The sequence below is a fragment of the Streptomyces sp. NPDC014006 genome, from assembly GCF_043088925.1.
Taxonomy (GTDB): domain Bacteria; phylum Actinomycetota; class Actinomycetes; order Streptomycetales; family Streptomycetaceae; genus Streptomyces.
In genome coordinates this window covers 214,171-236,423 of sequence record NZ_JBICAJ010000010.1, presented here as the reverse complement: position 1 = coordinate 236,423, position 22,253 = coordinate 214,171, and the positions used below count along the sequence as shown (strand labels likewise).

Sequence of the window (22,253 nt, the reverse complement as noted above, 5' to 3'; positions counted from 1 at the left end):
GACCCAGCCCGCGGTGACGCGCAGGAAGCTGGGCGGGCGAAGGCGTTGCGCGAACAGCACGCGCACCGTTTCACCGGCGGTCCGATGCCGGGCCGTGACATGCGAGGAGGAACCATGACCGTGTCGCGTGGTACGGCACCGCGCACCGGATCCGAGCCGCTGACCGAGTCGGCGGACCTCGCCCGGGACGGCGGCCGGGCCCAGTCGGCCGACGCGACGGACGCCGGTCCCGAACGGCAGCTGGCGCAGCTGGGCGGTTCCTGGACCTGGCTGCTGGGTTCGGCGGTGACGACGCTGGTGCCGGGCATCCTGGTCCTCGTCTGGCCGGACGAGACCCTTCATGTGCTGGCTGTGCTCATCGGCCTGTATCTGGTCGTGACAGGGTGCTTCCGGTTCGTCGCCGCCTTCGCCCGGGAGCACGGCGACCGGCACACGGGCCTCCTGGTCGCGGTGCTTTTCGTCCTGGCCGGCGTGTTGTGCCTGCGGCACCCGCTGCAGACGATCGCCGCGCTCTCCCTGATCACAGGGGCTGTCTGGCTCATGACCGGCATGCTGTCCGCCTGGACGGCCCTCGCCGCCAAGGGCATGCCGCACCGCGGCTTCGTTCTCGGCTTCTCGGCCCTCGCCGTCGTGGCGGGCGTGGTGGTGCTGGCGCTGCCCTCCGAGTCCGCCGTCGCCCTGACCCGGCTGCTCGGCCTGTGGCTGGTGCTGCTCGGGGTCGCCGAACTCGGGCTCGCCCTGGCGCTGCGGGCCACCCTGCGCAGGGACCCGCACCGGACCGGGTCCAGCCCGTCGCCGCCGGCATGAGGGTCAGGTCCGAGATCCGAGGAGTTCCGCCATGGCCTCGAAGACACCCCCCGCGTCCTCCGACTCGGGCCGCGGCTCCGGCACCCACGTGGCGCTGAGCGCCGAGGAGCACGCCGACTACAAGCGGCTGCGCCGGGCCGCGACCGTACGCCACCGCAAGACACGCTACGCCGGTGCGTCCCTGGTGCTTCTGGTCGCCCTGCTGCTCGCACCGCTGGCCGTGGTCGCGGCCTGGGTGGGCGACACGGTCACCGACACCGGCCGGTACGTACAGACCGTCGCCCCGCTGGCGAAGGAACCGGCCGTCCAGGCGGTCGTCACGGACCGGCTGACCAACCGTGTCGTGGCCAACGTGGACGTCGAGGCGGTGACGGCGTCGTTGAGCAAAGCCCTGGCGGACGCCGGGGCACCGCCCGGCGTGGTGGACAAGTCCGCCGCTCTGGCCGGTCCCCTGCGCGGCGCGCTGACGAACGCCGTGCACGGCATCGTGAACCGCGTGGTCACCGGCGATGTCTTCCAGCAGGCGTGGGTGGGCGCCAACCGGCGCGCTCACGCGGGCGTCGTGGGCATGCTCACCGGGGACGAGAGCAGGGCCGTACGGGCCCAGGGCGACACCATCAAGCTGGACCTCGGCACCGTCGTCGACCAGGTCAAGCAGCGCCTCGTCGACCAGGGCTTCGAGAAGGCCGACGCCATCCCCACACCCGACCGGCAGATCACGCTGTTCGAGACCGCCAAGCTCTCCAAGGCGCAGGACGCCGTGCGGCTGCTGGACATCATGGGCGCATGGCTGCCGGTCATCACCGTCGTGCTGGCGGCCCTCGCCGTGTGGATGGCTCCGGCGCACCGGATGATGCTGCTGATCACGGCCTGCGGTGTCGGTCTGATGATGATCGTGCTGCTGGTCGGGCTGGCCGTCGTGCGCCGGGTCTACCTCGACTCCGTGCCCACCTCGACGCTGCCCCCGGACGCCGCCGCGGTGGTCTACGACACCTTCATCCGCTTCCTGCGCAACAGCACCCGCACCCTGCTGATCGTCTCCGTGATCACCGCCCTTGCCGCGTATCTGTACGGCCCGAGCCGGGTGGCCCGCACAGTGCGTTCGCTGGCGGGACGCGGTACCGGCGCCGCGGGCCGCGCACTGCGGGACGTCGGCATGAACACCGGCGCCACCGGCCGCTGGCTGGACGGTCACCGCTCGTGGACCACCGGTGCCGTCATCGGGCTCGGGGCGCTGGCCCTGGTGCTGTGGAACTACCCCACCGTCGGGGTCGTGGTCCTCGTCCTCGTCCTGGTCGTCGTGGTCCTCGCCGTGCTCTCCGTGCTGGCCGCGGCGGCCGGCCGGGCCGGAGGGACGGCTGAACCGGGCCGGGCAGTCCCGTGAGCGGGGCGGGGACTTCACCCGCCCCGGGTGAGGCCCGGCGAGCCTCAGCGTGTGCACGCTGAGATCAGCCGGGGACGGCCGCAGGACGCTCGCCCGGAACCGAGAAGAGAGATGAGTACCCCATGGAACTCGCCTACGACTACCCACTCCTGAGCATGTTCTGGACCATGCTGTGGTTCTTCCTGTGGATCATGTGGTTCGTCCTGCTCTTCCGGATCATCGGCGACATCATCCGCGACGACGAGCTGAGCGGCTGGGGCAAGACCGGCTGGATGATCTTCGTCATCGTGCTGCCCTTCCTCGGCGTCTTCGTCTACGTCATCGCCCGCGGCAAGAGCATGGGCCAACGCGAGATCAGCCACGCCCGTGCCCAGCAGGCGGAGTTCGACGCCTACGTCAAGAAGGCGGCCGGCGACTCCGGTCGCGCCACGAGCGCGAACGAGCTCGCCAAGCTGTCCGACATGCGCGCCCGCGGAGACATCACCGACGAGGAGTTCCGCCGTGCCAAGGACCTCGTCCTGAGCGAGGCCGGCTCTCCCGTTCGTCCCGGCACCGCGACCACGTCCGCCACCCACTGAGCACGCACCAGGAAAACGAGGCAGACAGATGACCGCCACCCATGCGCCCCGGGCGGGGCACTCCACGAAGTTCGCGTGGGCCGCAGGCCTGATGACCTTCGCCGCCGTCATGCTCACCCTCGTGGGCATCCTGGACATCTTCCGCGGCATCATGGCGATCGCGGAGGACGACGTCTTCCTCACCACACGCAACTACGTCTTCGAGTTCGACCTGACCGGCTGGGGCTGGGTCCATCTCGCCCTGGGTGTGGTCGCCGTGATCGTCAGCATCGGGCTGTTCCAGGCGGCGACGTGGGCGAGGGTCCTCGGTGTGGCCATCGCCGGGCTCGTCATCATCGCCAACTTCCTGTCCCTGCCGTACTACCCGGTGTGGTCCGTCATCATGATCACCATGTCCGGGTTCATCATCTGGGCCCTGTGCGTCGCCCGGAAGGAGGACTTCGGCGACCCCTTCGACACCGTGCCACGCGGCGACAGGTGAGGGCGTCGGTCGTAGCGCTCACCGCCCCCGGAGGGTGACAGCAGAGGGCGTCCTTCGCCCCGCTCGCCGCCCCCTGGGGGAAGCAGAGGAGATGCACCGTGCAGCCACTGGACCCGCGGACCGTCCGGCCCCCTGGGCCGGACGGTCGTCCGGCCGTACCCGTGAGCGCCAATCGTCGCAGCGCATGGATGGCGCGCGCGGCCCTGCTGGCGCTGCTCGCCGGCATCCTGGTCCCGCTCGTCGTCGCCGGGCTGCGCAGCGCGCTGTGGATCCTGCTCGGCATGGCCGCACTGGCGCTGGCGTCGGTCGGTGTGTGGTGGACCCTGGCGCACACCGGTGTCCTGCGCGGCCTTGGCGTGGCGGTGGCGGCGGCCGCACCTCTCACCGTCCTGGGCCTGTACGCCACGCACGGCATGCTCGGCCCGGCCGTTCTCTCCGCCGCCCTGCTGCTGTTCGCCGTCGCCGCCGCGCGCAGCGCCCTGGCCCCGCCTTCCCCGACCACTCGAGCGAGGAACGGCCCGACCCCGGCCAAGGCACCCAAGCGTCCCTGGGTGCTGATGAATCCGCGCTCCGGAGGGGGCAAGGTCGGCCGCTTCCATCTGGTCGACCGGGCCCTGGCGGCGGGCGCCTGGGTGACGCTGCTGGACACCGGCCAGGAGGACGCGGCCGACCTGGCCCGTCGCGCCGTCGCCCAGGGAGCCGACCTGCTCGCCGTGGCGGGCGGGGACGGCACCCAGGCGCTCGTGGCCCAGGTGGCCCACGAACACGACCTGCCCTTCGTGGTGATTCCCGCGGGCACCCGCAACCACTTCGCCCTCGATCTCGGTCTCGACCGCGACGACCCGGCCGCGGCCCTGGAAGCCCTCACCGACGGCGTCGAACGCCACGTGGACCTCGGGTTCGCAGCCGACCGGGTCTTCGTCAACAACGCCTCCTTCGGCACCTACGCCGCCGTGGTGGGCGACTCCGCCTACCGGGACGCGAAGGTGCACACCGCACTGCGCGACCTGCCCGAGCTGCTCACGGGCGACTCTTCCCTCCGCTTGCGGATGCGAGCAGGGGACCTCCATGCCGAGGGACTGCAGGCGGTACTGGTCAGCAACAACCCCTACCAGTACGCGATCAGCCCGCGCCGAAGCCGAAGGGGCAGTCTGGACGCGGGGCTGCTCGGAGCGCTGTACGTGCACGTCGACAACACCGTGCAGGCGGCCCGGGCCGTCAGGAGCGGGCGCGGCGCCGGGCTCAGCCGGCTGACCTCCACCGAGGTGGTCGTCGATGCGGACACGGCGACCATCGCGGCCGGCATCGACGGTGAACACGTCGTCCTGTCCGCTCCTGTGACGTGCCGGATCGTCCCCGGAGCCCTGCGCATACGCGTCCCCCGTCGCTTGCCGCCCCCACGCGCCCGGCACGGCGTCGAGTGGCTACGGGTCCTGGGCCTCGCCGGAACGGCACACCGGCACGAGGCCGTGCCGGGGGCGGCGCTGGACCAGTCGGTGGTGTCAGGTGGTGTCAGGTCAGGTGGTGTCAGGGGGGTGCGCCGGGAAGGCGGCCGTCGCTGAGGTGGAAACGGCGGGAGGTACGTTTCACCTGGTGAACCTTGGAGGCGTTCGCGCTGGACGTCAGCGACGCTTGGCAGCCTGCCGAGTGTGCAGCAGCCCGGCGAGCCAGGCTCCCGCCAGCAGCGCACAGGCGGACTCGGCGAACCCCCTGGGGCCGTCGCCGCCCGTGGCGAGGTCGGCGACATAGAGGATCGCGAGTGCGGCTCCGAAGGCAAACAGGGTGACGGAGGCGGCGCCGAAGGCCGGCCGTAGTCGTTTCACCGTGGCTCCTCAAGGTGGGTGTGGGGACGGGCCGATGGCTTCGCGGCTGTGTCAGTCGGTCAGCGGCGGAGGTGCCGAACCTCAGTCGTCGAACGGGGCCGTCGTTCCCGCTCGGCTGCGATGCAGTCGAGCAACACCCTGCCCGCGATGATCCCCTGCTGCGTCATGCAGTCCCCCTCGGACAGTCATACACATGCGCTCGCAGAGCACTCCCGGCCCCTGGGATTCCCCGGATCTTACGGACGGACCTCCGAGCGATCAGTGACGGCCTCGTCGTACCTCGGCGGCCCGCTGCATTGCCCCATGCCGCATGTCCACACCGCGCTCGGTGGCCGTGGCGGAGGGTGCGAGATCCGCTGCAAAGAGTGAGGAGAGGGTCGTCCTGGGTCTTTTGCACCACCCTCACCTGAACTAATGTGAGCCCGACCACGCGGCGATGGTGCTGGATCGAGACCCGGCCGATGCACCTCCGCGTGGCTGTCGGGAGTTGCTCTCCGCCTTCCCGCCCCCGTCTGCCTCCTGAACCGGCAAGCAGAGCCTGGGAGTTGAATCGGTCTGTCTCGACGGACGCGGTACGCCCACCGTCCGGCGCGAGCCCATGTCTGCGGGGACATGTGACGGGCAACGACCGATCCCGCACGAGCTGTCCACTGTCCATCGCCCTCAGCAGCGCGGTCGAGACGACACGAAGGCAAGATCACGCACCGGTGAGGTGCGGGAATGGGAGCCGACATGCCTCTGATCAACCTTTCCGTACTTCGTGACCTGCTCGACGAGTTCGATGCACTCGCTCCCCAACTCGACCCGGAGCCGGACGCCCGACGGCGACTGGAAGACGTTCAGTACACCGTCTGCGTCTATACCGGCCTGCGTGATCCCCAGCAGGCGGTGTCCCACGCACGCGGGCTGCTCAGCGAAGCACAGGCTGGAACCATATGAGGCCGACGACGGAGCACTGTGACAGCCGAACAACGTGACGACCAGGAGAAGAGCCCACCTCTCGCTGCGCGCTTTCGCCGAGTTGACGGCATCCGGGTGCCCCGCGATATGCATGACCCTCTGAAACCGACTCGTCCACAGAGAGCCCTCCTTGTCATGGCCACTCCGCCCCAGAGCAACCCGTACGCCGCCGGTCCCGCAACGGCCGGCTCCAACCCCTTCGCACAGCATGGCGGTTATCCTGCCGGAGCCACTGTCCCGCCGCAGCAGCAGGGAGGCGCCACCCACCCTTACCCCGCGCAGCCCGGTCACCAGGACTACGCCGGCCGTCCGACCCCCGGATTCGCGGCCGCGGGATACTCCCAACCCCCCGTCCCCCAGTGCAGGTTCTGCGGAGGCGCCCCCGCCGTCGACGTCACCTTCCGGGCCCACCGCGGACTGGTGCTCCTCATGACCTTCCGGAAGCTGGACGGCATGATGTGCGCGACATGCGGGCTCGCCGTGTACCGGGCGCTGACGACCGAGACGCTGTGGCAGGGCTGGTGGAGCCCGTTCTCGCTGGTCCTGCTCACCCCGTTCACCCTGATCCACAACCTCGTCGTCTCCCGCAAGGTGAAGAAGCTGCAGGCACCGGCGCCTGGGCAGCACGGGCAGCAGATCGACCCGGGGGTGCCCATCCACCGGCGGCCCCTCGCCTACGTGGGCCTCGCACCTGTGCTGTGGATCTTGTTCGTGGTCATTTCTGGGCTGACCCAAGGGTCCTGACCCACGATCGCCGTCCCGGCGCCACGCCGGCTGGGGGTATCAGCAACGGTGGCGGTAACGCAGCGGCCGGCCAGGGAGGTCGGCCGCTCGACCCCACCGCGAAGTCCTGCTTCGCCTTCCGGCCCCGCACGTGCCGCCCCCGGCTGCGAACCGCAGGCAACAGGTGACGGTCTAACTCCTCATTGCGTCGATCTGCCAGGCAACCACGCCTGTTGCTCCCGGAGCGGCATCGAGGTCGACACGCAGCGGCATCTGTGCAGTGATCCGCTGTTGGACCACCGACTGGTCACACGGCACCGTGGCCGCGGTGCCCGCGCTCGCCGGCTTGAACGTCAGCCGGGCGCTTCCGCTGCCGTAGCAGACAAGACTGAGGTGGTAGGTCTTGTCCGTCGTCAGATGGGGCTCGGTGTGGATGCCGTCCGTGACCCGCTCAGCGCCGGCTTCGACCATCCCACCGCTGTGAACAGCGGTCAGAGCGGCCTGGGCCCGATCGGTGAGCCTCTTCTCGTTCGCCTGAGCCGCCGTCGCGGAGCGGCTCGGTCCGGTTGAGGGAGTGCGGCTGGCGGCCTTGCCCTCGTGGGCGTTCGACGTGCACGACGCGAGGAGAAGCGCCGCAGCCACCGCTGCGCACCCGGCAATGCCCGACCTGCGGCGCACCTGAGTCATGACGATGTCTCCCCCTGCTTCCAGCCCGTCCCGGGGGGGCGCAGGCGCCGCTGGGGCGGAACTGCTTCCGCGTCACCTTCTGAATCCCCCGAACAGTACTGCAGGTGTTCCGGCTCTTGCTCACCGCGGCACACCGCTCCCCGTTGCCCTGTCTGCGGCGTCCGGCCGTTGTCAGTGCCTGCTGGCAGGATCACCGGCATGACACCCCTGCTTCTCGCCGACGTCGAACGAGCCGTTCGCAGCAGTTGGAGCGCCGAGACGTGCACCCCCGAGTTCCGAACGCGCTGGAGCAAGGACAATCCGGCCCGGGACCAGTGCGGGGTGACCGCCATGGTCCTCAATGACCTGCTGGGGGGTGAGTTGATCCGGGGAGAGGTCCACGTCGACGGAGAGCGTGTGGACTACCACTGGTGGAACCGCCTGGGCATGGGCATCGAGATCGACCTGACCCGCGAGCAGTTCCGGCCGAAGGAGATCGTCACGGGAGGCATCGTGATTCCTCGCCCGCCCGTTACGGAGTGGCGCAGGCTGCGCGAGGAGTACGAACTCCTCCGCGACCGCGTCTTGGAGAAGCTCCATCAGCAGCAGGCACCGGCCTCTGCAGCCGTTTCTGGGCAGCCGACCTGAAACATCACGTTGCCCGGGTGCGGCAAGGACCGGGGATGGGTGACTGCCGAGGGATCTCGTTGCCTGCCGGAGCGCGCCCCAGGGAAAGTGATGCCCCTTCGGTGGACCACGGCGGGAGACGAGCGATGACGACGAGGATCGGTACCGTCCGAGAGCCGGACGCACCGCCGCCTCCTGCGGGAGCCGGCTGGAACCGGCTGACGGGTACGGCGCTGATCCTTATGTCACTGCTCGCCGCACTGTCGTGCCACTCGGTGTTCACCACCTGGCTGCCCGCCGACCGCGCACTGTACCGGGAATACCAGGCAGCCAGGACGTGCCCCGACCACACAGTGATACGACCGTCGGAGAACTGCCTGCGGCACGTCACCTTCACCGTGGAGTCCACCAGCACAACCAGGAGAAACATACGCGCGACCCTGCTCGGCCCACCCCACTGGTCGAAGGTCGTCGTGCCGTTCGGCGACCGGGGACCGGTGCTGAGCGAACTTCGGACGGGGGACAGGCTCACCGGAACCGTCTGGCGTGGCGTCGTCGTCGTGATCGCGCAGGGCGACGACCGGCAGGAATCAGCCGACGCGCCCCGCGACGAACCCCAGATGACGGCCGCCATCGGCACCTTCGCGGGTCTGGTGGCGGGGCTGGCGCTGGCGTTCGGCGTCATGCGTCTGGCCAGACCCCGCGACCCCGGACTCTTCGCCTGGCGCCCCTACGGCAAGGTGCTCCTCATCGTCACGGTGGCCAGTTGCGGCGTCGTCGGCCTGGCCACCGTATGGACGGGCCTGCCGTGGCTGCTCGTTCCCACCGTGTGCGGGACGGTGCTCGGAGGTACGGCATGGTTCCTTCACCGAGATCTACGGCGAGGGGCCGTCCGGCAGGACGGGCCGGACGCCGCATAGTGCACGGCCGTAACGCGCGGCCAGAGCTGTCAGGTCCGGTTCTCCGAATCCTGGGCGCAGGGCGTTGAAGGTTGGGCGTCCGGTCCGGAAGTGCAGGCCTGCTCAGGCCGATTGCGAGTCGGTGGCGGGCACCTCCGGACCGGCGGCGGCAGACCCGTTCCACGGGGCTGCCTGGCGGTCACTTCCCGCCGATGCCCTTGTCCCCGATGTGGAAGATCTTGTGGCTGGAGCGGGTCATGTCGACGACCAGCTTGGTCGTGCTGGACTTGCTCCAGGTGAGGGTGATCACCGCCTCCGTGTAGTCGCCGGTGCCGTTGTCGGTGACCTTCCAGGCGAGCGGCACGTTCTGGGCGCGCAGGACGCCGTTGGCGTGGTTCTTGGCCTCCCAGGCGTCCAGTTCCTTCTGGAGGCCGGCGGTGAGGTAGTGGCTGCGCAGGGCCTGGCCCAGGCCGCCGCTGTCCTCGTCGGTCACCGCGTCGATGTAGGCGCCGTAGAAGTCGGCGATACGGGTGATGTTGTCGGACGGCTTGCCGCTGACGCTGCGCGGAGTCCCGGCCGTGGCCTGGACGGTGGCGCCGACGCCGAGAGCGACGGCAAGGACGCCGGCGGTGAGTGCCGTGCGGGTCGTGCTGTTCATGGCTGTTCCCCGTTTTCTTCTGTGAGCGGGTGACCGAGAGGTCGGGTGATCAATCAGTCGGGTTGTGCTGTGGCTGTCGGTGCGCGGGCGGCCCTCCCGACCCCCGTGGCGGGAGGGCCGCCCTTCGTCAGCGGAGCTTGTTCACGGCCCTGGTGGTCGTCTTCTTGAAGGCCTGCACCGGAGTGCCCTCGAAGCCGCCGAGCTGCGCCCACTTCACGACCGTGACGGTGCGGCCGTCCCGGCCGACCGACAGCAGGCGGACGTCGCTCGCGCCCCAGGAGGTCTCGGTGTGGACGCCGTAGACGTGGGCGCCGTCCTCGACGGGCAGCGTCCCGTAGTCCTTGCCGGTGGCCTGGGTGTCCGGGTTCTGCTGCTCGATCCGGGCTGGGAGAAGCGTGCCTGCTCGGATGCGTTTGGGCATGGGTGTCCCCCCGTGAATGAGTGCTGTGAATCTCGTGCGGTGCGGTGCTATGCAGCGCAGTGCATGCGGGTCGGATGGCTTCCCGGCGGCTGGTTGGTCTTTCCGCTGCGGGTCGGTGCGACACCAAGAGCATCGGCTGTCACGGCAGGCCGGCGCAACGGAAGGCGTCCCTTTGGCGACGGTGGAACCATCCCAGCCCAGTTGACGTGCAGGTATATGAGTGCCTGGGATACGGGATCGCGGGCGGACCACGGGGGAACGGTGTCAGCTCGGGACGATGGCGAGGAGTTCACGGCCCTGCTGCGCCGGCTGAAGGACCGCACAGGCCGCAGCTACGGCTCCGTGGCCCGCCGCGTCAACATGAACACCTCCACGCTGCACCGGTACTGCGCGGGCGAGGCCCTGCCACAGGACTTCGCGCCCTTGGAGCGGCTCGCGGCCTTCTGCGAGGCGACAGCACAGGAGCGGCTCGAACTTCACCGGTTGTGGTTGTCAGCGGTCGCGGCCCGGCAGCGGAGGAGTACGGCCGGTTCCGTGCAGACCGAAGCAGTTCCGTCACCGGCACCGGGACAGGGACCAACGTCGGAGCCAACACCGGGCGCCGACGCGGACGAAGCACTCGCCGAGACGAGTGACTCCCCGCGGCAGCCCGAGGACCATCCGGGCCCGGACCGTCTCGACCATCCCGGCACTGACGCGCCCGTCCCCTCCCCCGCTGCCCGCCGTTGGTACCGGCGACGACAGGTCCTGGCATCCGCCGCCGTCGCCTGCGCGCTGCTCGCCACGGTGGGCAGCATGTCCGCCCTGTCGCACGACCGTTCCTCCCAGGCGGACGCCCCCGACCCCGTGCTCCCGCCGACGACCGCCCCCGGCACACCGCACCACTCGGCGAAACCGTCGGCCCGAACCTCGCCCTCCCCCAGCCGTTCCCGCAGTTCCGCGTCGCCCGGCCCTGGGCATACGTCGCCCGGCCCTGGGTTCAAGGCGCCCGATCCGTCCGCCGACGGCGGCAACCCCACCGCGGCGGCGGAGCCGACCACCGGCCTGCCCCTCACCTGGAGCGCCGACTCCCAGGTCTGGGACATGGGCTGCGGCCACGACTACGTCATCGACAAGCCGCCCGCCCAAGTGCCCCCGCCGCCGGTGCAGCAGGACGCGGGGACGTGGGCGGCGTCGCAGGGCGCGGTGCATGGGCGGCAGACCATGGTGCAGGTCTCGGTGCAGGGCCGTTCGTCCACGGCCGTGGTCCTGGAGGCGTTGCGCGTCCGCATCGTCAGCCGCGGCAACCCGGCCGCCGGGAGTGCGTACGCGATGGACCAAGGCTGCGGTGGCGAGCTGACGCCCCGCCGCTTCGCCGTGAATCTCGACGCCGACCGCCCCATTGCCCGCCCGAAGGACGGTGCCGACAGCGAACACAGCCTGCCGGCCGTGCACTTCCCCTACCGCGTCTCAGCGGAAGACCCGGAAGTACTGCTGGTCGACGCGACCACGCTGGCCCACGACACTCGCTGGTACCTGGAGCTCGACTGGTCCTGCCAGGGCCGCACCGGCACGATCAGCATCGACGACCACGGCCGCCCGTTCCGCACAACCAGCGTCAAGCAGATGCCCCGCTACTGGTACGGCACGACTGACACAGGCGGGCGTGCCTGGATCCCCTACAACAGCTAGGAGCGATCGGCCCCCGGACTGTAGGTGTCGAGCACGAGGCGCATGAGGCGGCGCGCTCTCGCCGCGGCGGAGCGGCTTGACGACTCCGGCCTTGCGCATGTCTCCGTCGCGGCCGACGGGGCGGGCCGACGAGGTCGTCACGCCCGGCCTGGGCGACGAGCTCAGTCTCCCAACCGTCGCACGCACGCAAGAAGAGCTCAGTTCGACGTCGGCCGGCCGTCTCGGACCCAGGTCACCAGGACCAGAGCTGCGGTGACGTACATGAGGACACTGAAGGTGGATACAGATTCGACGTACTGCTCGTAGCCGTCTGCGCGCAGCTGGAGCGCAAGGGAACCGAGCACGGTCCCAAGGGCCGCGGTAGCGGCGGACATGGCGACGAACGGACCCTTGGTCATTGGTAGTTCCTCCAAGCCGCGAGACGATTGATCACGACCGAGATTACATGCGACTCAGCGTCACACCGGAAGCGAACGTGACCGGCCGGCTCGAACTCGCCCTTCACCACGACGGCCGTCCTGGTCGGCGACCACCGAACGCGACTGCCCCGGAGCGCATGCTCCGGGGCAGGTGAATCCGTGGTGCGCGGTCAGACGGCGGTGATGTTCTCCGCCTGCGGGCCCTTCTGGCCCTGCGTGATGTCGAAGGTCACGGCCTGACCTTCGACGAGCTCACGGAACCCGGAAGAGTTGATGTTGGAGTAGTGCGCGAAGACGTCCGGCCCGCCGCCGTCCTGCGCGATGAAGCCGAAGCCCTTTTCGGAGTTGAACCACTTCACGGTTCCGCTGGCCATGCTCATACCTCTCAGTCGATGTCGGGACGCACTGTGCGACCCGGAGGTGGTCGTCCTGGTCCGGTATTGCACAGCAAAACGCCCACGCCAAAGCGCGGGCAGGAACTGCGAACCACGACAGCTGGTAGTGAAACTACACGGTGGAACTGCCCATCACCAGGGAGCAACGACTTCCAGCCGCCACTCGAGCGTATCGGCCACCACTCCTGGCGGTGGGCTCGCGACGCACCAACCCGGGGAAGAGGGCGTGTGCCAGGGACCGGCACCTCGGCACACCCAGTGATGGCTGGTGCCGGCGGGCAGGCTCAGGCTGCGGCATTCGTGTGAGGGTCCGCAATGAAGGCCAGAATGTGCGGAACTGCCTCGCGCAGACTGACGAAGTGGCGATGTACGCCCTCCACCGCGGCGGCGGCGTTCACCCCCCACACCGTCATCCCGGCACCCAGCCCGGACCGCACCCCGGACGGGGCGTCCTCGATGACCAGACAGTCTTCCGGCTCGGCTGCGAGCCGCTCAGCGGCCAGCAGGTACGGGACGGGAGAGGGCTTGCCCTCCTCGACAGCGGCCGCGTCCACGATCACGTCGGGTACCGGCAAGCCGGTCCGCAGGAAACGGCCGCGCACCCGGTGCTCGTAGTTCGACGTCACCAGCGCCCAGGACTCGGGTGGCAGGCCCCGCAGCAGCTCCGACGCGCCGTGGAAGGCCGTATAGACGCCGGACCGGACGTCTTCGTCCTCCAGCTCGTGCAACGCGGCCAGGCACTCGCGCGGGTCCCGGTCAGCGGCGACCTGGGCGAACGTCTCCATCGGTCGCGTCCGCAGAGCCACCTGGTAGACCTCGTCCGCATCCAGCCCGTACCGGTTCGCCCACGTTCCCCAGACCTCGCGCTGGTTGCTCACCGCGTCGATCAACGTGCCGTCGACATCGAAAAGGACATATTTCTTGCGGCCCGGCCGCGCAGGTTGGCTGATCACCGGTCGATCATGCCAGGCAGCAACGTACGTTCGGGATCGCCGTATGCGTCACCGTCGGACCGGGCACTCGCCGTCGCCTCTTCACATCGTCAGTTGTCGCTGCCCGCCGGGTCGGTGTGCAGGTCGAGGGTCCAGTTCTGGCCGACGAGATCGTGGCCGAAGCTGTGGTGGTGTTCCTCGTCGGCGAGGGTGAAACCGAAGCTCTGGTAGATCTTGCGCGCCGCCACCAGTACGTCGTTGGTCCACAGCGTCACCTGCTCGTAGCCCGCCTCACGGGCGAAGGCCAGGCATTCCCCGACCAGACGCGTCCCGAGACGAAGACCCCTGCCCTCCGGAGTGACTAGCAGGATCCGCAGCTTGGCCACCTTCGGCTGATCGCCGACGACCAGGAAGACGCAGCCCACGCGCCGGCCGTCGACCTCGGCGATCCAACCCGCCTCGCGGGCGGGATCGTGCTTCACGCCGTAGTCGGCGACGATCTTGGCCACCAAGGCCTCGAAGTCGGTGTTCCAGCCGAACTGCCGGTCGTAGACCTCGCCGTGCGCCATCACCACCCATCCCAGGTCGCCGGGACGGTCGGCGCGACGCACGACGGCCTGCCTGTCATCTTGGTGCGACATGAGCTGTTCTCCCGGCCTCCGCGACCACCCTCACCGACGACTGAAACAGTCGTTTCAGTTACGTTAGGGTAGCCATGTGCCCCAGGAAACGCCAACCCCGTCCGCCCGGCAGCGTGAGTTGCTGGAGGCGGCGTACCAGTACGCCCTCGCCCACGGCCTGACCGATCTGTCGCTGCGCCCGCTGGCCGAGGCCATCGGCTCCAGCCCGCGGGTCCTGCTCTTCCTCTTCGGCAGCAAGGACGGCCTGGTGCAGGCGCTGCTCACGCGGGCCCGCGACGATGAGCTGGCGCTGCTGGCCCGGGTCAGGCAGCCCGATCGTCCGGCCGGGCTGGTCCCGGCCGTCGAGCGGGTCTGGGCGTGGCTCGCCGCGAAGGAGCACCGGCCACTGCTGCGGCTGTGGGCCGAGGCCTACGCGCGCTCCCTCGTCCAGCCCGACGGGGCCTGGGCCGGGTTCGCCCGTGCCACGGTGGAGGATTGGCTCGGCGTCCTGGCCGACTGCCAGCCGCCGTCCGAACGCGACGGCGAGGACGGTGCCGTCCGCCGCACCCTGGCCCTGGCCGTGTTGCGCGGCGCCCTGCTCGACCTGCTCGCCACGGACGACGAGCAGCGGCTTACCGCGGCCGTCGAGCACCAGCTCGCCCTGCTGCGGGACTGACCATGTGGGTCGTCCCGGCGAGCGTTATGTGGCTGGAGCGGCGTACGACCGCGCGAAGGAAGCCATGAAACCCGTTCGACGGACCGGGCCGGTACGGACCATGATGCGCACTCGTGACGACGACGAAGCAGTTCGTGATCCAGGCCGCCGCCCGCAACAACGCCGAGTGGTGTGCGTCGATGAGCCGGTCGCACGGCTTGACGGGCGAGTTCGGAGCGCAGGCCTGGGCCGTCCCCGCCCGGCCGCCGCGGTACTACCCCGACGCGGTCACGCTGGTGCCGGGGGCCGATGCCGCCGCGCTGGTGGACCGTATCGATACCGCCGCTGCCGGCGCCTGCGTCAAGGACAGCTTCGCCGACCTCGACCTGGCGGGGGCCGGCTTCGAGGTCCTCTTCGACGCGCAGTGGATCCACCGCCCGGCGAGCACGCCGGCCACCTCGCCTGATCTCACCTGGGGCGTGGTCAGTGACCGGGACGTGTTGCGGGCCTGGGCCCTCGCCTGGGACGACGGCGGCGGCAACGCGGACCTTTTCCGGCCCGCACTGCTCGATGACCCGGCCACGTCCGTGCTCGTCGGACACTCCGCGGACGGCTTGGTGGCCGCCGGGGCGGTGGCGAACCCCAACGAGCAAGTGGTCGGAATCTCCAACGTCTTCGCGTTGGAGGGCGGCTCCGACCGGGCCTGGCCGGGGGTGCTGGGCGCGGTGCACCGGCTGTTCCCGGACCTGCCGGTGGTGGGCTATGAGCACGGCGCCGACCTCGATGCCGCTCTCCACCACGGCTTCGAGGCGGTCGGTCCGCTGCGGGTCTGGCTGCACGGTAGTTGACCCGCAGGTCAGTTCCTGCGGAGGGCTGGCCTCAGCCGGGCGGCGTGGCCGAGGACCGCACGCCGAACCACTGCTCGGCGCCGTACTCCTCGAACCGTTCCACCTCGGTGAAGCCGAGCTTCGCCGCGAGGCGCATCGAGCGGTCGTTGGCGGTCTGGGTGCAGAGGACCACCGGTTCGCCGGGGAGTGCGTCGGCGCACCAGTCGAGTGCGGCCGCGCAGGCCTCGGCGGCGTAACCGCATCCCCACGCCTGCGGCAGGAACATGTAGCCGAGCTCGGGCTCCCCGGCGTCGGGACGGACGTGCCCGGGCCGCTCTGCGTCGCGCCGGTCGAGTGAGACCGTGCCGATCATCGCTCCGTCGAGATCGATCACGAAGACGCCGGGACGCCGCCCGGGCACCTCGGGCACCGCGCGCTCGAGCTCGTCCCGCGGTCGGGGACCGCCGAGGTAGGTGCGCACCTCCGGCGAGAGGAAGAGATCGATGAACGCCCCACGGTCCCGGGCCTCGGACTCGCGGAGCAGGAGGCGTTCGGTCCTTATCGGGGCAGGTGGCCAGGAGACGGGTCCGAGTCCGGTCATGGCGGGCAACCTATCGCACGCCACGTGAGAGTGATCCGAAAGGATCAGGTCTCTGATCGGCGACGGGCGGATGCCGTCGCAGCGCGGGTGCATGGGATCGCCGGTATGGCGCTGCGACCTGTTCATGCGAACATCTAGGCTCTTGACGCCTCGGCGGTCGGCCGGTTCTGGGCGGAGGCGCTCGGCTGGAGCGCCTACCGCCCCGGCGTGACCGCCTATGTCGGCCCCGCCGGCGGCCTCGTCTGGCCGGACCCGGTCGTCCTCGGCGTCGACGTGGTTCCCGTACCGGAACCGAAGACAACAGCGAAGAACCGCCTGCACCTTGATCTCGCCACGACCTCTGCGGCGCATCAGGCGCAGCTGGTGGCGCGCCTCCGGGCTCTCGGCGCGACGGCCGCCCACGTGGGCCAGGGCGACGTGCCGTGGACAGTCCTCGCCGACCCCGAGGGCAACGAGTTCTGCGTACGGGAACCTCAGGAGATCCACCGGGACACCGGGCCGGTCGCCGCGGTGGTGGTCGACTGCGCGGATCCGCGGGCCATGGCCCGGTTCTGGGGCGAGGCGATGGACTGGACCCTGCACGAGGTGACCGAGGATCGCGCGGTGCTGCGTTCCGCGAAGGGTGTCGGCCCCTATCTGGAGTTCCTGCGTACGCCCGACCGGAGGACGGTGCCGGACCGCGTCCATCTCGACCTGCTGCCGTATCCCGGTGACGACCAGGATGCGGAGGTGGCCCCGGCTGCGGGCCCTCGGCGCCACCGATCTCGACCTCGGCCAGGGCGACGTCGCGTGGACGTGTCTGGCCGACCCGGAGGGCCACGAGTTCTGCGTCCTCGTCCCCTCCTGAGGCGCAGCCGACATCAGCTCGCTCGCGGTCACGCGCCCGGCCTGGCGGGATGCACGCGATGCGCCTGCTGACCTGCGGAGACCTCGGTCTGATGCCGATCCGCGCGGTGCACCGGTTTCCGCCCGTCCGTCAAGGGCAGGTGGGTGAAGGAGAGCTCAGGAAGGGACCGACATGAGTGCCGGAGAGAGAGCCAAGGCCAAGGCCGAGCAGGTTGTCGGGAAGGCCGTGCGGAAGGTGGCCCACGCTGCCGGTAACAGGACCACCGAAGCCAAGGGCGCTGCGCTTGAGGCCCGTGGCAAGGCCCGATCCGCCAAGGAGAGGGCCAAGGACGCCTTCGGGCGCTGACGATGTCCACGCAAAGGCCCCGTCCGTATGCGGGCGGGGCCCTTGTCCTGTACGCGACGGTTCGTTAATCACTCGACGTCCCCTGCCGGCTGCGGGAGACTCCGCCCGATGACGCAACGAACCGATACGCCCCCCGCCTGGGACGAACGCACGCAGCTGATCACCTTCCTGGACTACGCCCGTGACACGGCACGAGCGAAGTGCGAGGGGGTGTCCGCGGAAGACGCTCGCAAGGCCCCCCTCCCGGGCTCGCCGCTGATGACGATGTGCGGGCTGATCAGCCATCTGCGCTGGGTCGAGCACTACTGGATCCAGGTGATGTTCCTCGGGGAAGAACTGGCGGGACCGCTCACGGAAGCGAGCGACGACGACCCCGACCCGGAGATGCGGACAGCGGTCGACATCCCGTTGCCCCGGCTTCTCGCCGAATATCAGGACCAGAGCGACCGCTACCGTCACCTGCTGTCCGGCCACGACCTCGACGCAACGGCCGAGCGAGCCATCAGCGACGGCCGCCACGTGGACCTCCGCTGGGTGCTCCTCCATCTCATCGAAGAGACGTCCCGCCACAACGGCCACCTCGACATCGTGCGTGAGCTCGTCGACGGACGGACCGGCGTCTAGACCTGGCTTGGTCAGCGGCCGCCCCGCTCGTCGCAGGCGGGGTGGATGGTGGTCAACACGCCGGGATGAAGGGCCTGTTGAGGTGAGCCGTGGCCAGCAGGGCGCGCTCCCCGCGAGCTTGGTCGAGCAGGCCGGTTCGGCGGGCCGCCGGGCTTTTGGACGAGGTGGGCGGGCCCGCCCGACTGGCGCGCCGGGGCGTGCGCGCGGTGCCGACGCCGGGGCACACCATCGGCCACCGGTCCGTGCTGGTCGACGGCGGGCGGCGCAGGATCTACGTCACGGGTGATGTGCTCGTGCACGCCGTGCAGCTGATCGCCCCGTCGGTCGCCTACCGCTGCGAAGGGGACAAGCCGAGGCGAGCCGGCCTCGGTGCGCTGCACGACGTGCCGGGCGTCGCCGAACAGCGGTGTGCCGTCGGCCCGACGACCCAGCCGTAGTGGTCCTCGTGCAGATGGGTCAGTACGACCGTGTCGACGTCCCCGGGTTCGATCCCGCCTCGGCGAGGACGCCGGGCAACCGCCCGGGCACCGGCGCCCAGCCCGACGCGGGGCTGCCGGCCGGCCCCACCCCGGTGTCGACAAGGGTGACGCGTCCGCCCGGACGGCGTATCGCACGAGCACCAAAAGCTCAGCCGCCAGGTCCCGTCCGGTCCCGCCGCCTGCGCGTCGGTACGACCGGCGCGCTCCCACACGGCGTCGGTGGCGCTGCCGGAGACGTCCCGCCGTGCGCCGGGGAACGTGCCCACGCGTCCGGCAGGGCCAGTACCTCGTACCGTCCGGCCCGCCGGGTCACCACCCGCGTGACCCGGCCCGTGGCCGCCACCGCCGGCCCGCCCGCACCGAGCGCGCTCCGCGGCAGCGCCCGCCACCGCTCGCACGGTGCGGCGCGCGGGGCCCGTTCACGGCCCTGTTCCTCCCCGACCCCCTCGTGTCCGAGGCGCCCCGACCCCCGTCCGGGGCGCTGCGTCGAGAGTGCCGGGGCCGCAGGCGGCCGGTCTTGTAGATCCTTGTCTGCTTCTTCCGGCGTGGTGCGCGTGCTCAGCCGCGTCCACTCAGCAGGCTTCGCAGCCGTCCCGGTGGGAGGCCCGCCAGGTCCCGCACCACATGCGTCAGATGGGCCTGGTCGGTGAAACCCAGGTCCTGCGCGAGCCGCGCCAGGTCACGTTCCCCATCCCCGAGGTGCTCCAGCGCCCGGTTGACCCGCAGCCCGTTGCGGTAGCGGGTCAGGGTCATTCCGGTGACGGCCGAGAAGACACGGCTGAGGTGGTGCGGCGAGCAGCCCACCAGGCGGCTCACGTCGGCGAGGCTCAGCAGCGGGTCGTCGTTGAGCGCGCTGCGCGCCTCGTCCACCAGGCGCCGGCGGGCCGCGGCCGTGCCGGGACGACCCGACTCCACACGCTCGGGGGCGAGTCGGCCGAGCAGCTGTGCGGCCAGAGCGGTGACCCGCTCGGCGATCTCTAACCCGTCCGTGCCTTCGGCGCGGCTGCGCCCGAGCAACTGCCGGTGCGCGACGGATAGATCGGGCGTGGTGAAGACCAACCCCTCGGGCACGGACGGGTCACCGCCCAGCAGATCGGCGAGAGCCGTCTCGCTCACCACGATCTCGGTGTAGACGTCGCCGCCGCACGGATGGCTGAACTGCTGCTCGCACCCCGGCCGTTCGACGTACACGCTTGATGGATCGAGCAGCCGCTCCCGGCCGTCGACGCGGCCTCGCACCAGGCCCCGGCGCACCAGCACCAGTCCGAACACGGTGGCCGGCCGCGGCTCGGTCCATCCGCGCGGAGGACGACCGCAGCACACGTCGGCCAGCAACAGACCGTCCCTGTCCAGGAGTACGTGCCGCTCCACAGGCATGCCCCACAGCCTACGGCGTGGAGCAGAGCACTCACTCGGACATCCAGCCACGCACGGCTGCCGCGCTTCATCGCGTCCCGGTCGGCCGATGAGGGCCGACCGGGGCGCCGGGCTCAGACGAGGTCGAACCGGTCGAGGTTCATCACCTTGTTCCACGCGGCCACGAAGTCGCGCACGAACTTCTCTTCCCCGTCCTCGCCCGCGTAGACCTCCGATACGGCTCGGAGCTGGGCGTGCGCACCGAAGACGAGGTCGACGGCGGTGGCGGTCCACTTGACCTCGCCCGTGATGCGGTCCCGGCCTTCGAAGACGTTCTCGTCCGTAGCCGATGCCTTCCACTCCGTGCCCATGTCCAGCAGGTTGACGAAGAAGTCGTTGGTCAAGGCTCCCGGCCGCTGGGTGAAGACACCGTGGGCAGCCCCCTTGAAGCCGGTGTCCAGAGCCCGCATGCCGCCGACCAGCACCGTCATCTCGGGAGCGGTCAGTGTCAGCATGTTGGCGCGATCCAGCATGAGGGTCTCCGGCGAGAGCTTCTCCCCCGTCGGAAGGTAGTTGCGGAAGGCGTCCGCCTTGGGCTCCAGCACGGCGAACGACTCCACGTCCGTCTGCTCCTGCGAGGCGTCCGTACGCCCCGGCGCGAACGGGACCGTGATGTCGTACCCGGCGTTCCTCGCGGCCTGCTCGACTGCCGCGCACCCGCCGAGGACGATCAGGTCGGCCAGGGAGACCCTCGTCGCGCCGGTCTGAGAGTCGTTGAAGTCCTGCTGGATCCGTTCCAGCGTCCGCAGCACCTCGGTCACCTCGGGGAGGTCGTTGAGCTCCCAGTCCTTCTGCGGCGCGAGACGGATCCGCGCACCGTTCGCCCCGCCGCGCTTGTCGGTGCCGCGGAAGCTGGCCGCCGACGCCCAGGCCGTGGTGACCAGCTGGGAGGTGGACAGGCCCGAGGCGAGGATCCGGCTCCTGAGGGCCGCGATGTCCTCGTCCCCGACCAGCTCGTGATCGACATCGGGGACGGGGTCCTGCCACAGCTGGGGTTCGGGGATCCACGGGCCGAGGTAACGCGAGAGGGGCCCCATGTCGCGGTGCAGCAGTTTGTACCATGCCTTGGCGAAGGCCAGCGCGAGCTCGTCCGGGTTCTCGTGGAACCTCTTCGTGATCGGCCCGTAGATCGGGTCGACCCTCAGCGCGATGTCCGTCGTCAGCATCATGGGGGCGTGCCGCTTCGACGGATCATGGGCGTCGGGCACGGTGTTCCTGGCCGCGGGATCCTTCGGAGTCCACTGGTGGGCACCGGCGGGGCTGCTCGTCAGTTCCCACTCGTACCCGTACAGGTTGTCCAGGTATCCGTTGTCCCACCTGGTCGGCTCGTTGGTCCAGGCGCCCTCCAGACCACTGGTGAGCGCGTCGGGGCCCTTGCCGCTGCCGTACGTGTTCCGCCAGCCGAGGCCCTGCTGCTCGAGGGGGGCGGCCTCGGGCTCGGGGCCGATATAGCTGGGGTCGACCGCGCCATGGCACTTGCCGAAGGTGTGGCCGCCGATGATGAGCGCGGCGGTCTCCTCGTCATTCATCGCCATGCGCCTGAACGTCTCCCGGATGTCCCGGGCGGCGGCCATCGGATCGGGGTTTCCGTTCGGCCCCTCGGGATTGACGTAGATGAGGCCCATCTGCACGGCGGCGAAAGGACCGGTGAGTTCCCGGTCACCGCTGTAGCGCTCGTCTCCGAGCCAGGCGTCCTCGGGGCCCCAGAAGATCTCCTCGGGTTCCCAGATGTCCTGCCGCCCGAAACCGAACCCGAACGTCTTGAATCCCATGGATTCCATGGCACAGTTTCCGGCGAAGACCAGAAGATCGGCCCAGGAGATTTTCCGGCCGTACTTCTGTTTCACCGGCCAGAGCAGACGGCGCGCCTTGTCCAGGCTCGCGTTGTCCGGCCAGCTGTTGAGGGGGGCGAAGCGCTGCGCGCCGCTGCCGCCCCCGCCGCGGCCGTCCGCGATGCGGTACGTTCCGGCGGCATGCCAGCTCATCCGGATGAAGAGCGGCCCGTAGTGACCGTAGTCGGCGGGCCACCAGTCCTGGGAGGTCGTCATCACCGCGAAGACGTCACGCTTCAGCGCGTCGACGTCGAGGGTCGCGAACTCTTTCGCGTAGTCGAAGTCCTCGTCCATCGGATTGGAGCGGGGCGAGTGCTGGTGGAGAACCTGAAGGTCCAGTTGATTCGGCCACCAGTCCCGGTTCGTCCTCGGCCGCCGAGTCGGCGTGGGCGTCGGGGAAGGGATTGCTGGGTTCTCGCTTTCGCTGCCGGACATGCCCGTCCTTCTTCCTGTCTCGGTGTTCCTTCTGCTGGCCGCTGTTCTTGACGTCATTCGCCTTTACCGGTTGCGAGCATGTCGACCCACACGCTCAGCGCGCCATGGCGCCCACCGGCCGAAAGATG

At 70.1% G+C, this 22,253-nt stretch carries 26 protein-coding genes and 2 pseudogenes; 16 read left to right on the top strand and 12 right to left on the bottom strand.

Features of this window, described 5'->3' with window-relative positions:
* Positions 1–114 precede the first annotated feature (114 nt).
* From ACF1GV_RS30815 to ACF1GV_RS30795, 5 genes are all read left to right on the top strand, one after another.
* Positions 115–807, top strand: a complete 693-nt coding sequence (locus tag ACF1GV_RS30815; protein WP_391687016.1) for an HdeD family acid-resistance protein — start codon at positions 115–117, stop codon at positions 805–807.
* 31 nt (positions 808–838) lie between these two features.
* Entirely contained in the window at positions 839–2,191 is a 1,353-nt protein-coding gene (locus ACF1GV_RS30810) for a hypothetical protein (protein WP_391687013.1), read from the top strand.
* 122 nt (positions 2,192–2,313) lie between these two features.
* Positions 2,314–2,769: an SHOCT domain-containing protein gene (locus ACF1GV_RS30805; RefSeq protein WP_391687009.1), complete on the top strand. Its 456-nt coding sequence runs from the start codon at positions 2,314–2,316 to the stop codon at positions 2,767–2,769.
* Between the two features lie 28 nt (positions 2,770–2,797).
* Positions 2,798–3,250, top strand: coding sequence for a hypothetical protein (locus tag ACF1GV_RS30800; RefSeq protein ID WP_391687005.1), 453 nt, complete (start codon positions 2,798–2,800; stop codon positions 3,248–3,250).
* A 188-nt stretch (positions 3,251–3,438) separates the two neighbouring features.
* Positions 3,439–4,812, top strand: a complete 1,374-nt coding sequence (locus tag ACF1GV_RS30795; RefSeq protein ID WP_391687326.1) for a diacylglycerol/lipid kinase family protein — start codon at positions 3,439–3,441, stop codon at positions 4,810–4,812.
* Positions 4,813–4,872: 60 nt separating this feature from the next.
* Here ACF1GV_RS30795 and ACF1GV_RS30790 read toward each other — a convergent pair whose 3' ends face one another.
* Positions 4,873–5,073: a hypothetical protein gene (locus ACF1GV_RS30790; protein ID WP_391687002.1), complete on the bottom strand. Its 201-nt coding sequence runs from the start codon at positions 5,071–5,073 to the stop codon at positions 4,873–4,875.
* Positions 5,074–5,793: 720 nt separating this feature from the next.
* Here ACF1GV_RS30790 and ACF1GV_RS30785 point away from each other — a divergent pair.
* Both ACF1GV_RS30785 and ACF1GV_RS30780 read left to right on the top strand, forming a co-directional pair.
* A complete protein-coding gene (locus tag ACF1GV_RS30785; RefSeq protein ID WP_391687000.1) occupies positions 5,794–6,012 on the top strand; it encodes a DUF5133 domain-containing protein in 219 nt (72 codons plus the stop codon).
* 450 nt (positions 6,013–6,462) lie between these two features.
* Entirely contained in the window at positions 6,463–6,777 is a 315-nt protein-coding gene (locus ACF1GV_RS30780) for a hypothetical protein (protein ID WP_391686997.1), read from the top strand.
* 171 nt (positions 6,778–6,948) lie between these two features.
* On the opposite strand, the gene ACF1GV_RS30775 is transcribed toward ACF1GV_RS30780, so the two are convergent.
* Positions 6,949–7,443: a hypothetical protein gene (locus ACF1GV_RS30775; protein WP_391686994.1), complete on the bottom strand. Its 495-nt coding sequence runs from the start codon at positions 7,441–7,443 to the stop codon at positions 6,949–6,951.
* A gap of 198 nt (positions 7,444–7,641) precedes the next feature.
* Here ACF1GV_RS30775 and ACF1GV_RS30770 point away from each other — a divergent pair, with 198 nt between their 5' ends.
* Together ACF1GV_RS30770 and ACF1GV_RS30765 are read left to right on the top strand one after the other, a co-directional pair.
* Complete coding sequence (locus tag ACF1GV_RS30770; RefSeq protein WP_391686992.1) at positions 7,642–8,070, top strand: hypothetical protein; 429 nt, start codon at positions 7,642–7,644, stop codon at positions 8,068–8,070.
* A 125-nt stretch (positions 8,071–8,195) separates the two neighbouring features.
* A complete protein-coding gene (locus ACF1GV_RS30765) occupies positions 8,196–8,969 on the top strand; it encodes a hypothetical protein (protein ID WP_391686989.1) in 774 nt (257 codons plus the stop codon).
* A 178-nt stretch (positions 8,970–9,147) separates the two neighbouring features.
* Here the strand turns inward: ACF1GV_RS30765 and ACF1GV_RS30760 are convergent, their stop codons facing one another.
* The gene (locus ACF1GV_RS30760) at positions 9,148–9,606 is read right to left on the bottom strand and encodes a hypothetical protein (protein ID WP_391686986.1); all 459 of its coding nucleotides are present in this window, start codon (positions 9,604–9,606) and stop codon (positions 9,148–9,150) included.
* Between the two features lie 127 nt (positions 9,607–9,733).
* Positions 9,734–9,988: pseudogene (locus ACF1GV_RS30755) on the bottom strand (hypothetical protein); the annotation flags it as partial.
* Between the two features lie 255 nt (positions 9,989–10,243).
* On the opposite strand from ACF1GV_RS30755, the gene ACF1GV_RS30750 reads away from it, so the two are divergent.
* Positions 10,244–11,698, top strand: coding sequence for a helix-turn-helix domain-containing protein (locus tag ACF1GV_RS30750; RefSeq protein ID WP_391686983.1), 1,455 nt, complete (start codon positions 10,244–10,246; stop codon positions 11,696–11,698).
* Positions 11,699–11,895: 197 nt separating this feature from the next.
* Here ACF1GV_RS30750 and ACF1GV_RS30745 read toward each other — a convergent pair whose 3' ends face one another.
* From ACF1GV_RS30745 to ACF1GV_RS30730, 4 genes are all read right to left on the bottom strand, one after another.
* A complete protein-coding gene (locus tag ACF1GV_RS30745; RefSeq protein ID WP_391686980.1) occupies positions 11,896–12,096 on the bottom strand; it encodes an SCO3870 family protein in 201 nt (66 codons plus the stop codon).
* A 191-nt stretch (positions 12,097–12,287) separates the two neighbouring features.
* Positions 12,288–12,491 carry a cold-shock protein gene (locus ACF1GV_RS30740; protein ID WP_361623846.1) on the bottom strand — a complete coding sequence of 68 codons (204 nt, stop codon included), beginning with the start codon at positions 12,489–12,491 and terminating at the stop codon, positions 12,288–12,290.
* A 305-nt stretch (positions 12,492–12,796) separates the two neighbouring features.
* Entirely contained in the window at positions 12,797–13,465 is a 669-nt protein-coding gene (locus ACF1GV_RS30735; RefSeq protein WP_391686976.1) for an HAD family hydrolase, read from the bottom strand.
* A gap of 89 nt (positions 13,466–13,554) precedes the next feature.
* Complete coding sequence (locus tag ACF1GV_RS30730; protein ID WP_391686973.1) at positions 13,555–14,085, bottom strand: GNAT family N-acetyltransferase; 531 nt, start codon at positions 14,083–14,085, stop codon at positions 13,555–13,557.
* Between the two features lie 76 nt (positions 14,086–14,161).
* Here ACF1GV_RS30730 and ACF1GV_RS30725 point away from each other — a divergent pair, with 76 nt between their 5' ends.
* Positions 14,162–14,740 (top strand): TetR/AcrR family transcriptional regulator, encoded by a 579-nt coding sequence (locus ACF1GV_RS30725; RefSeq protein WP_391686970.1) that lies wholly within the window; start codon positions 14,162–14,164, stop codon positions 14,738–14,740.
* A gap of 113 nt (positions 14,741–14,853) precedes the next feature.
* Positions 14,854–15,567: a hypothetical protein gene (locus ACF1GV_RS30720; RefSeq protein ID WP_391686968.1), complete on the top strand. Its 714-nt coding sequence runs from the start codon at positions 14,854–14,856 to the stop codon at positions 15,565–15,567.
* 31 nt (positions 15,568–15,598) lie between these two features.
* On the opposite strand, the gene ACF1GV_RS30715 is transcribed toward ACF1GV_RS30720, so the two are convergent.
* Positions 15,599–16,147 carry a GNAT family N-acetyltransferase gene (locus tag ACF1GV_RS30715; protein ID WP_391686965.1) on the bottom strand — a complete coding sequence of 183 codons (549 nt, stop codon included), beginning with the start codon at positions 16,145–16,147 and terminating at the stop codon, positions 15,599–15,601.
* A 105-nt stretch (positions 16,148–16,252) separates the two neighbouring features.
* On the opposite strand from ACF1GV_RS30715, the pseudogene ACF1GV_RS30710 reads away from it, so the two are divergent.
* The 4 genes and pseudogenes from ACF1GV_RS30710 to ACF1GV_RS30695 all read left to right on the top strand — a co-directional run bounded on the left by ACF1GV_RS30710 (position 16,253) and on the right by ACF1GV_RS30695 (position 18,400).
* Positions 16,253–16,994 (top strand): annotated as a pseudogene (locus ACF1GV_RS30710) (VOC family protein).
* A gap of 171 nt (positions 16,995–17,165) precedes the next feature.
* Positions 17,166–17,339, top strand: coding sequence for a hypothetical protein (locus ACF1GV_RS30705; RefSeq protein WP_391686962.1), 174 nt, complete (start codon positions 17,166–17,168; stop codon positions 17,337–17,339).
* 108 nt (positions 17,340–17,447) lie between these two features.
* Positions 17,448–17,963: a DinB family protein gene (locus ACF1GV_RS30700; RefSeq protein ID WP_391686959.1), complete on the top strand. Its 516-nt coding sequence runs from the start codon at positions 17,448–17,450 to the stop codon at positions 17,961–17,963.
* A gap of 89 nt (positions 17,964–18,052) precedes the next feature.
* Positions 18,053–18,400: a hypothetical protein gene (locus ACF1GV_RS30695; protein WP_391687341.1), complete on the top strand. Its 348-nt coding sequence runs from the start codon at positions 18,053–18,055 to the stop codon at positions 18,398–18,400.
* On the opposite strand, the gene ACF1GV_RS30690 is transcribed toward ACF1GV_RS30695, so the two are convergent.
* From ACF1GV_RS30690 to katG, 3 genes are all read right to left on the bottom strand, one after another.
* The gene (locus ACF1GV_RS30690; protein ID WP_391687323.1) at positions 18,292–18,654 is read right to left on the bottom strand and encodes an MBL fold metallo-hydrolase; all 363 of its coding nucleotides are present in this window, start codon (positions 18,652–18,654) and stop codon (positions 18,292–18,294) included. The two genes, ACF1GV_RS30695 and ACF1GV_RS30690, sit on opposite strands and share 109 nt — an antisense overlap.
* A 346-nt stretch (positions 18,655–19,000) precedes the next feature.
* Positions 19,001–19,819 carry a helix-turn-helix domain-containing protein gene (locus ACF1GV_RS30685; protein ID WP_391686956.1) on the bottom strand — a complete coding sequence of 273 codons (819 nt, stop codon included), beginning with the start codon at positions 19,817–19,819 and terminating at the stop codon, positions 19,001–19,003.
* A 113-nt stretch (positions 19,820–19,932) separates the two neighbouring features.
* The gene (katG, locus tag ACF1GV_RS30680) at positions 19,933–22,125 is read right to left on the bottom strand and encodes a catalase/peroxidase HPI (protein ID WP_391686953.1); all 2,193 of its coding nucleotides are present in this window, start codon (positions 22,123–22,125) and stop codon (positions 19,933–19,935) included.
* Between the last annotated feature and the right edge of the window lie 128 nt (positions 22,126–22,253).

Bases quoted from the DNA above. Each gene is read 5' to 3' on its own strand.
- ACF1GV_RS30745 (WP_391686980.1), bottom strand. From the start codon at position 12,096: ATGACCAAGGGTCCGTTCGTCGCCATGTCCGCCGCTACCGCGGCCCTT.
- ACF1GV_RS30785 (WP_391687000.1), top strand. From the start codon at position 5,794: ATGGGAGCCGACATGCCTCTGATCAACCTTTCCGTACTTCGTGACCTG.
- ACF1GV_RS30685 (WP_391686956.1), bottom strand. From the start codon at position 19,819: ATGCCTGTGGAGCGGCACGTACTCCTGGACAGGGACGGTCTGTTGCTG.
- ACF1GV_RS30740 (WP_361623846.1), bottom strand. From the start codon at position 12,491: ATGGCCAGCGGAACCGTGAAGTGGTTCAACTCCGAAAAGGGCTTCGGC.
- ACF1GV_RS30765 (WP_391686989.1), top strand. From the start codon at position 8,196: ATGACGACGAGGATCGGTACCGTCCGAGAGCCGGACGCACCGCCGCCT.
- ACF1GV_RS30700 (WP_391686959.1), top strand. From the start codon at position 17,448: ATGACGCAACGAACCGATACGCCCCCCGCCTGGGACGAACGCACGCAG.
- ACF1GV_RS30730 (WP_391686973.1), bottom strand. From the start codon at position 14,085: ATGTCGCACCAAGATGACAGGCAGGCCGTCGTGCGTCGCGCCGACCGT.
- ACF1GV_RS30760 (WP_391686986.1), bottom strand. From the start codon at position 9,606: ATGAACAGCACGACCCGCACGGCACTCACCGCCGGCGTCCTTGCCGTC.
- ACF1GV_RS30815 (WP_391687016.1), top strand. From the start codon at position 115: ATGACCGTGTCGCGTGGTACGGCACCGCGCACCGGATCCGAGCCGCTG.
- ACF1GV_RS30810 (WP_391687013.1), top strand. From the start codon at position 839: ATGGCCTCGAAGACACCCCCCGCGTCCTCCGACTCGGGCCGCGGCTCC.
- ACF1GV_RS30750 (WP_391686983.1), top strand. From the start codon at position 10,244: ATGAGTGCCTGGGATACGGGATCGCGGGCGGACCACGGGGGAACGGTG.
- ACF1GV_RS30800 (WP_391687005.1), top strand. From the start codon at position 2,798: ATGACCGCCACCCATGCGCCCCGGGCGGGGCACTCCACGAAGTTCGCG.
- ACF1GV_RS30705 (WP_391686962.1), top strand. From the start codon at position 17,166: ATGAGTGCCGGAGAGAGAGCCAAGGCCAAGGCCGAGCAGGTTGTCGGG.
- katG (WP_391686953.1), bottom strand. From the start codon at position 22,125: ATGTCCGGCAGCGAAAGCGAGAACCCAGCAATCCCTTCCCCGACGCCC.
- ACF1GV_RS30770 (WP_391686992.1), top strand. From the start codon at position 7,642: ATGACACCCCTGCTTCTCGCCGACGTCGAACGAGCCGTTCGCAGCAGT.
- ACF1GV_RS30715 (WP_391686965.1), bottom strand. From the start codon at position 16,147: ATGACCGGACTCGGACCCGTCTCCTGGCCACCTGCCCCGATAAGGACC.
- ACF1GV_RS30775 (WP_391686994.1), bottom strand. From the start codon at position 7,443: ATGACTCAGGTGCGCCGCAGGTCGGGCATTGCCGGGTGCGCAGCGGTG.
- ACF1GV_RS30795 (WP_391687326.1), top strand. From the start codon at position 3,439: ATGGCGCGCGCGGCCCTGCTGGCGCTGCTCGCCGGCATCCTGGTCCCG.
- ACF1GV_RS30780 (WP_391686997.1), top strand. From the start codon at position 6,463: ATGACCTTCCGGAAGCTGGACGGCATGATGTGCGCGACATGCGGGCTC.
- ACF1GV_RS30805 (WP_391687009.1), top strand. From the start codon at position 2,314: ATGGAACTCGCCTACGACTACCCACTCCTGAGCATGTTCTGGACCATG.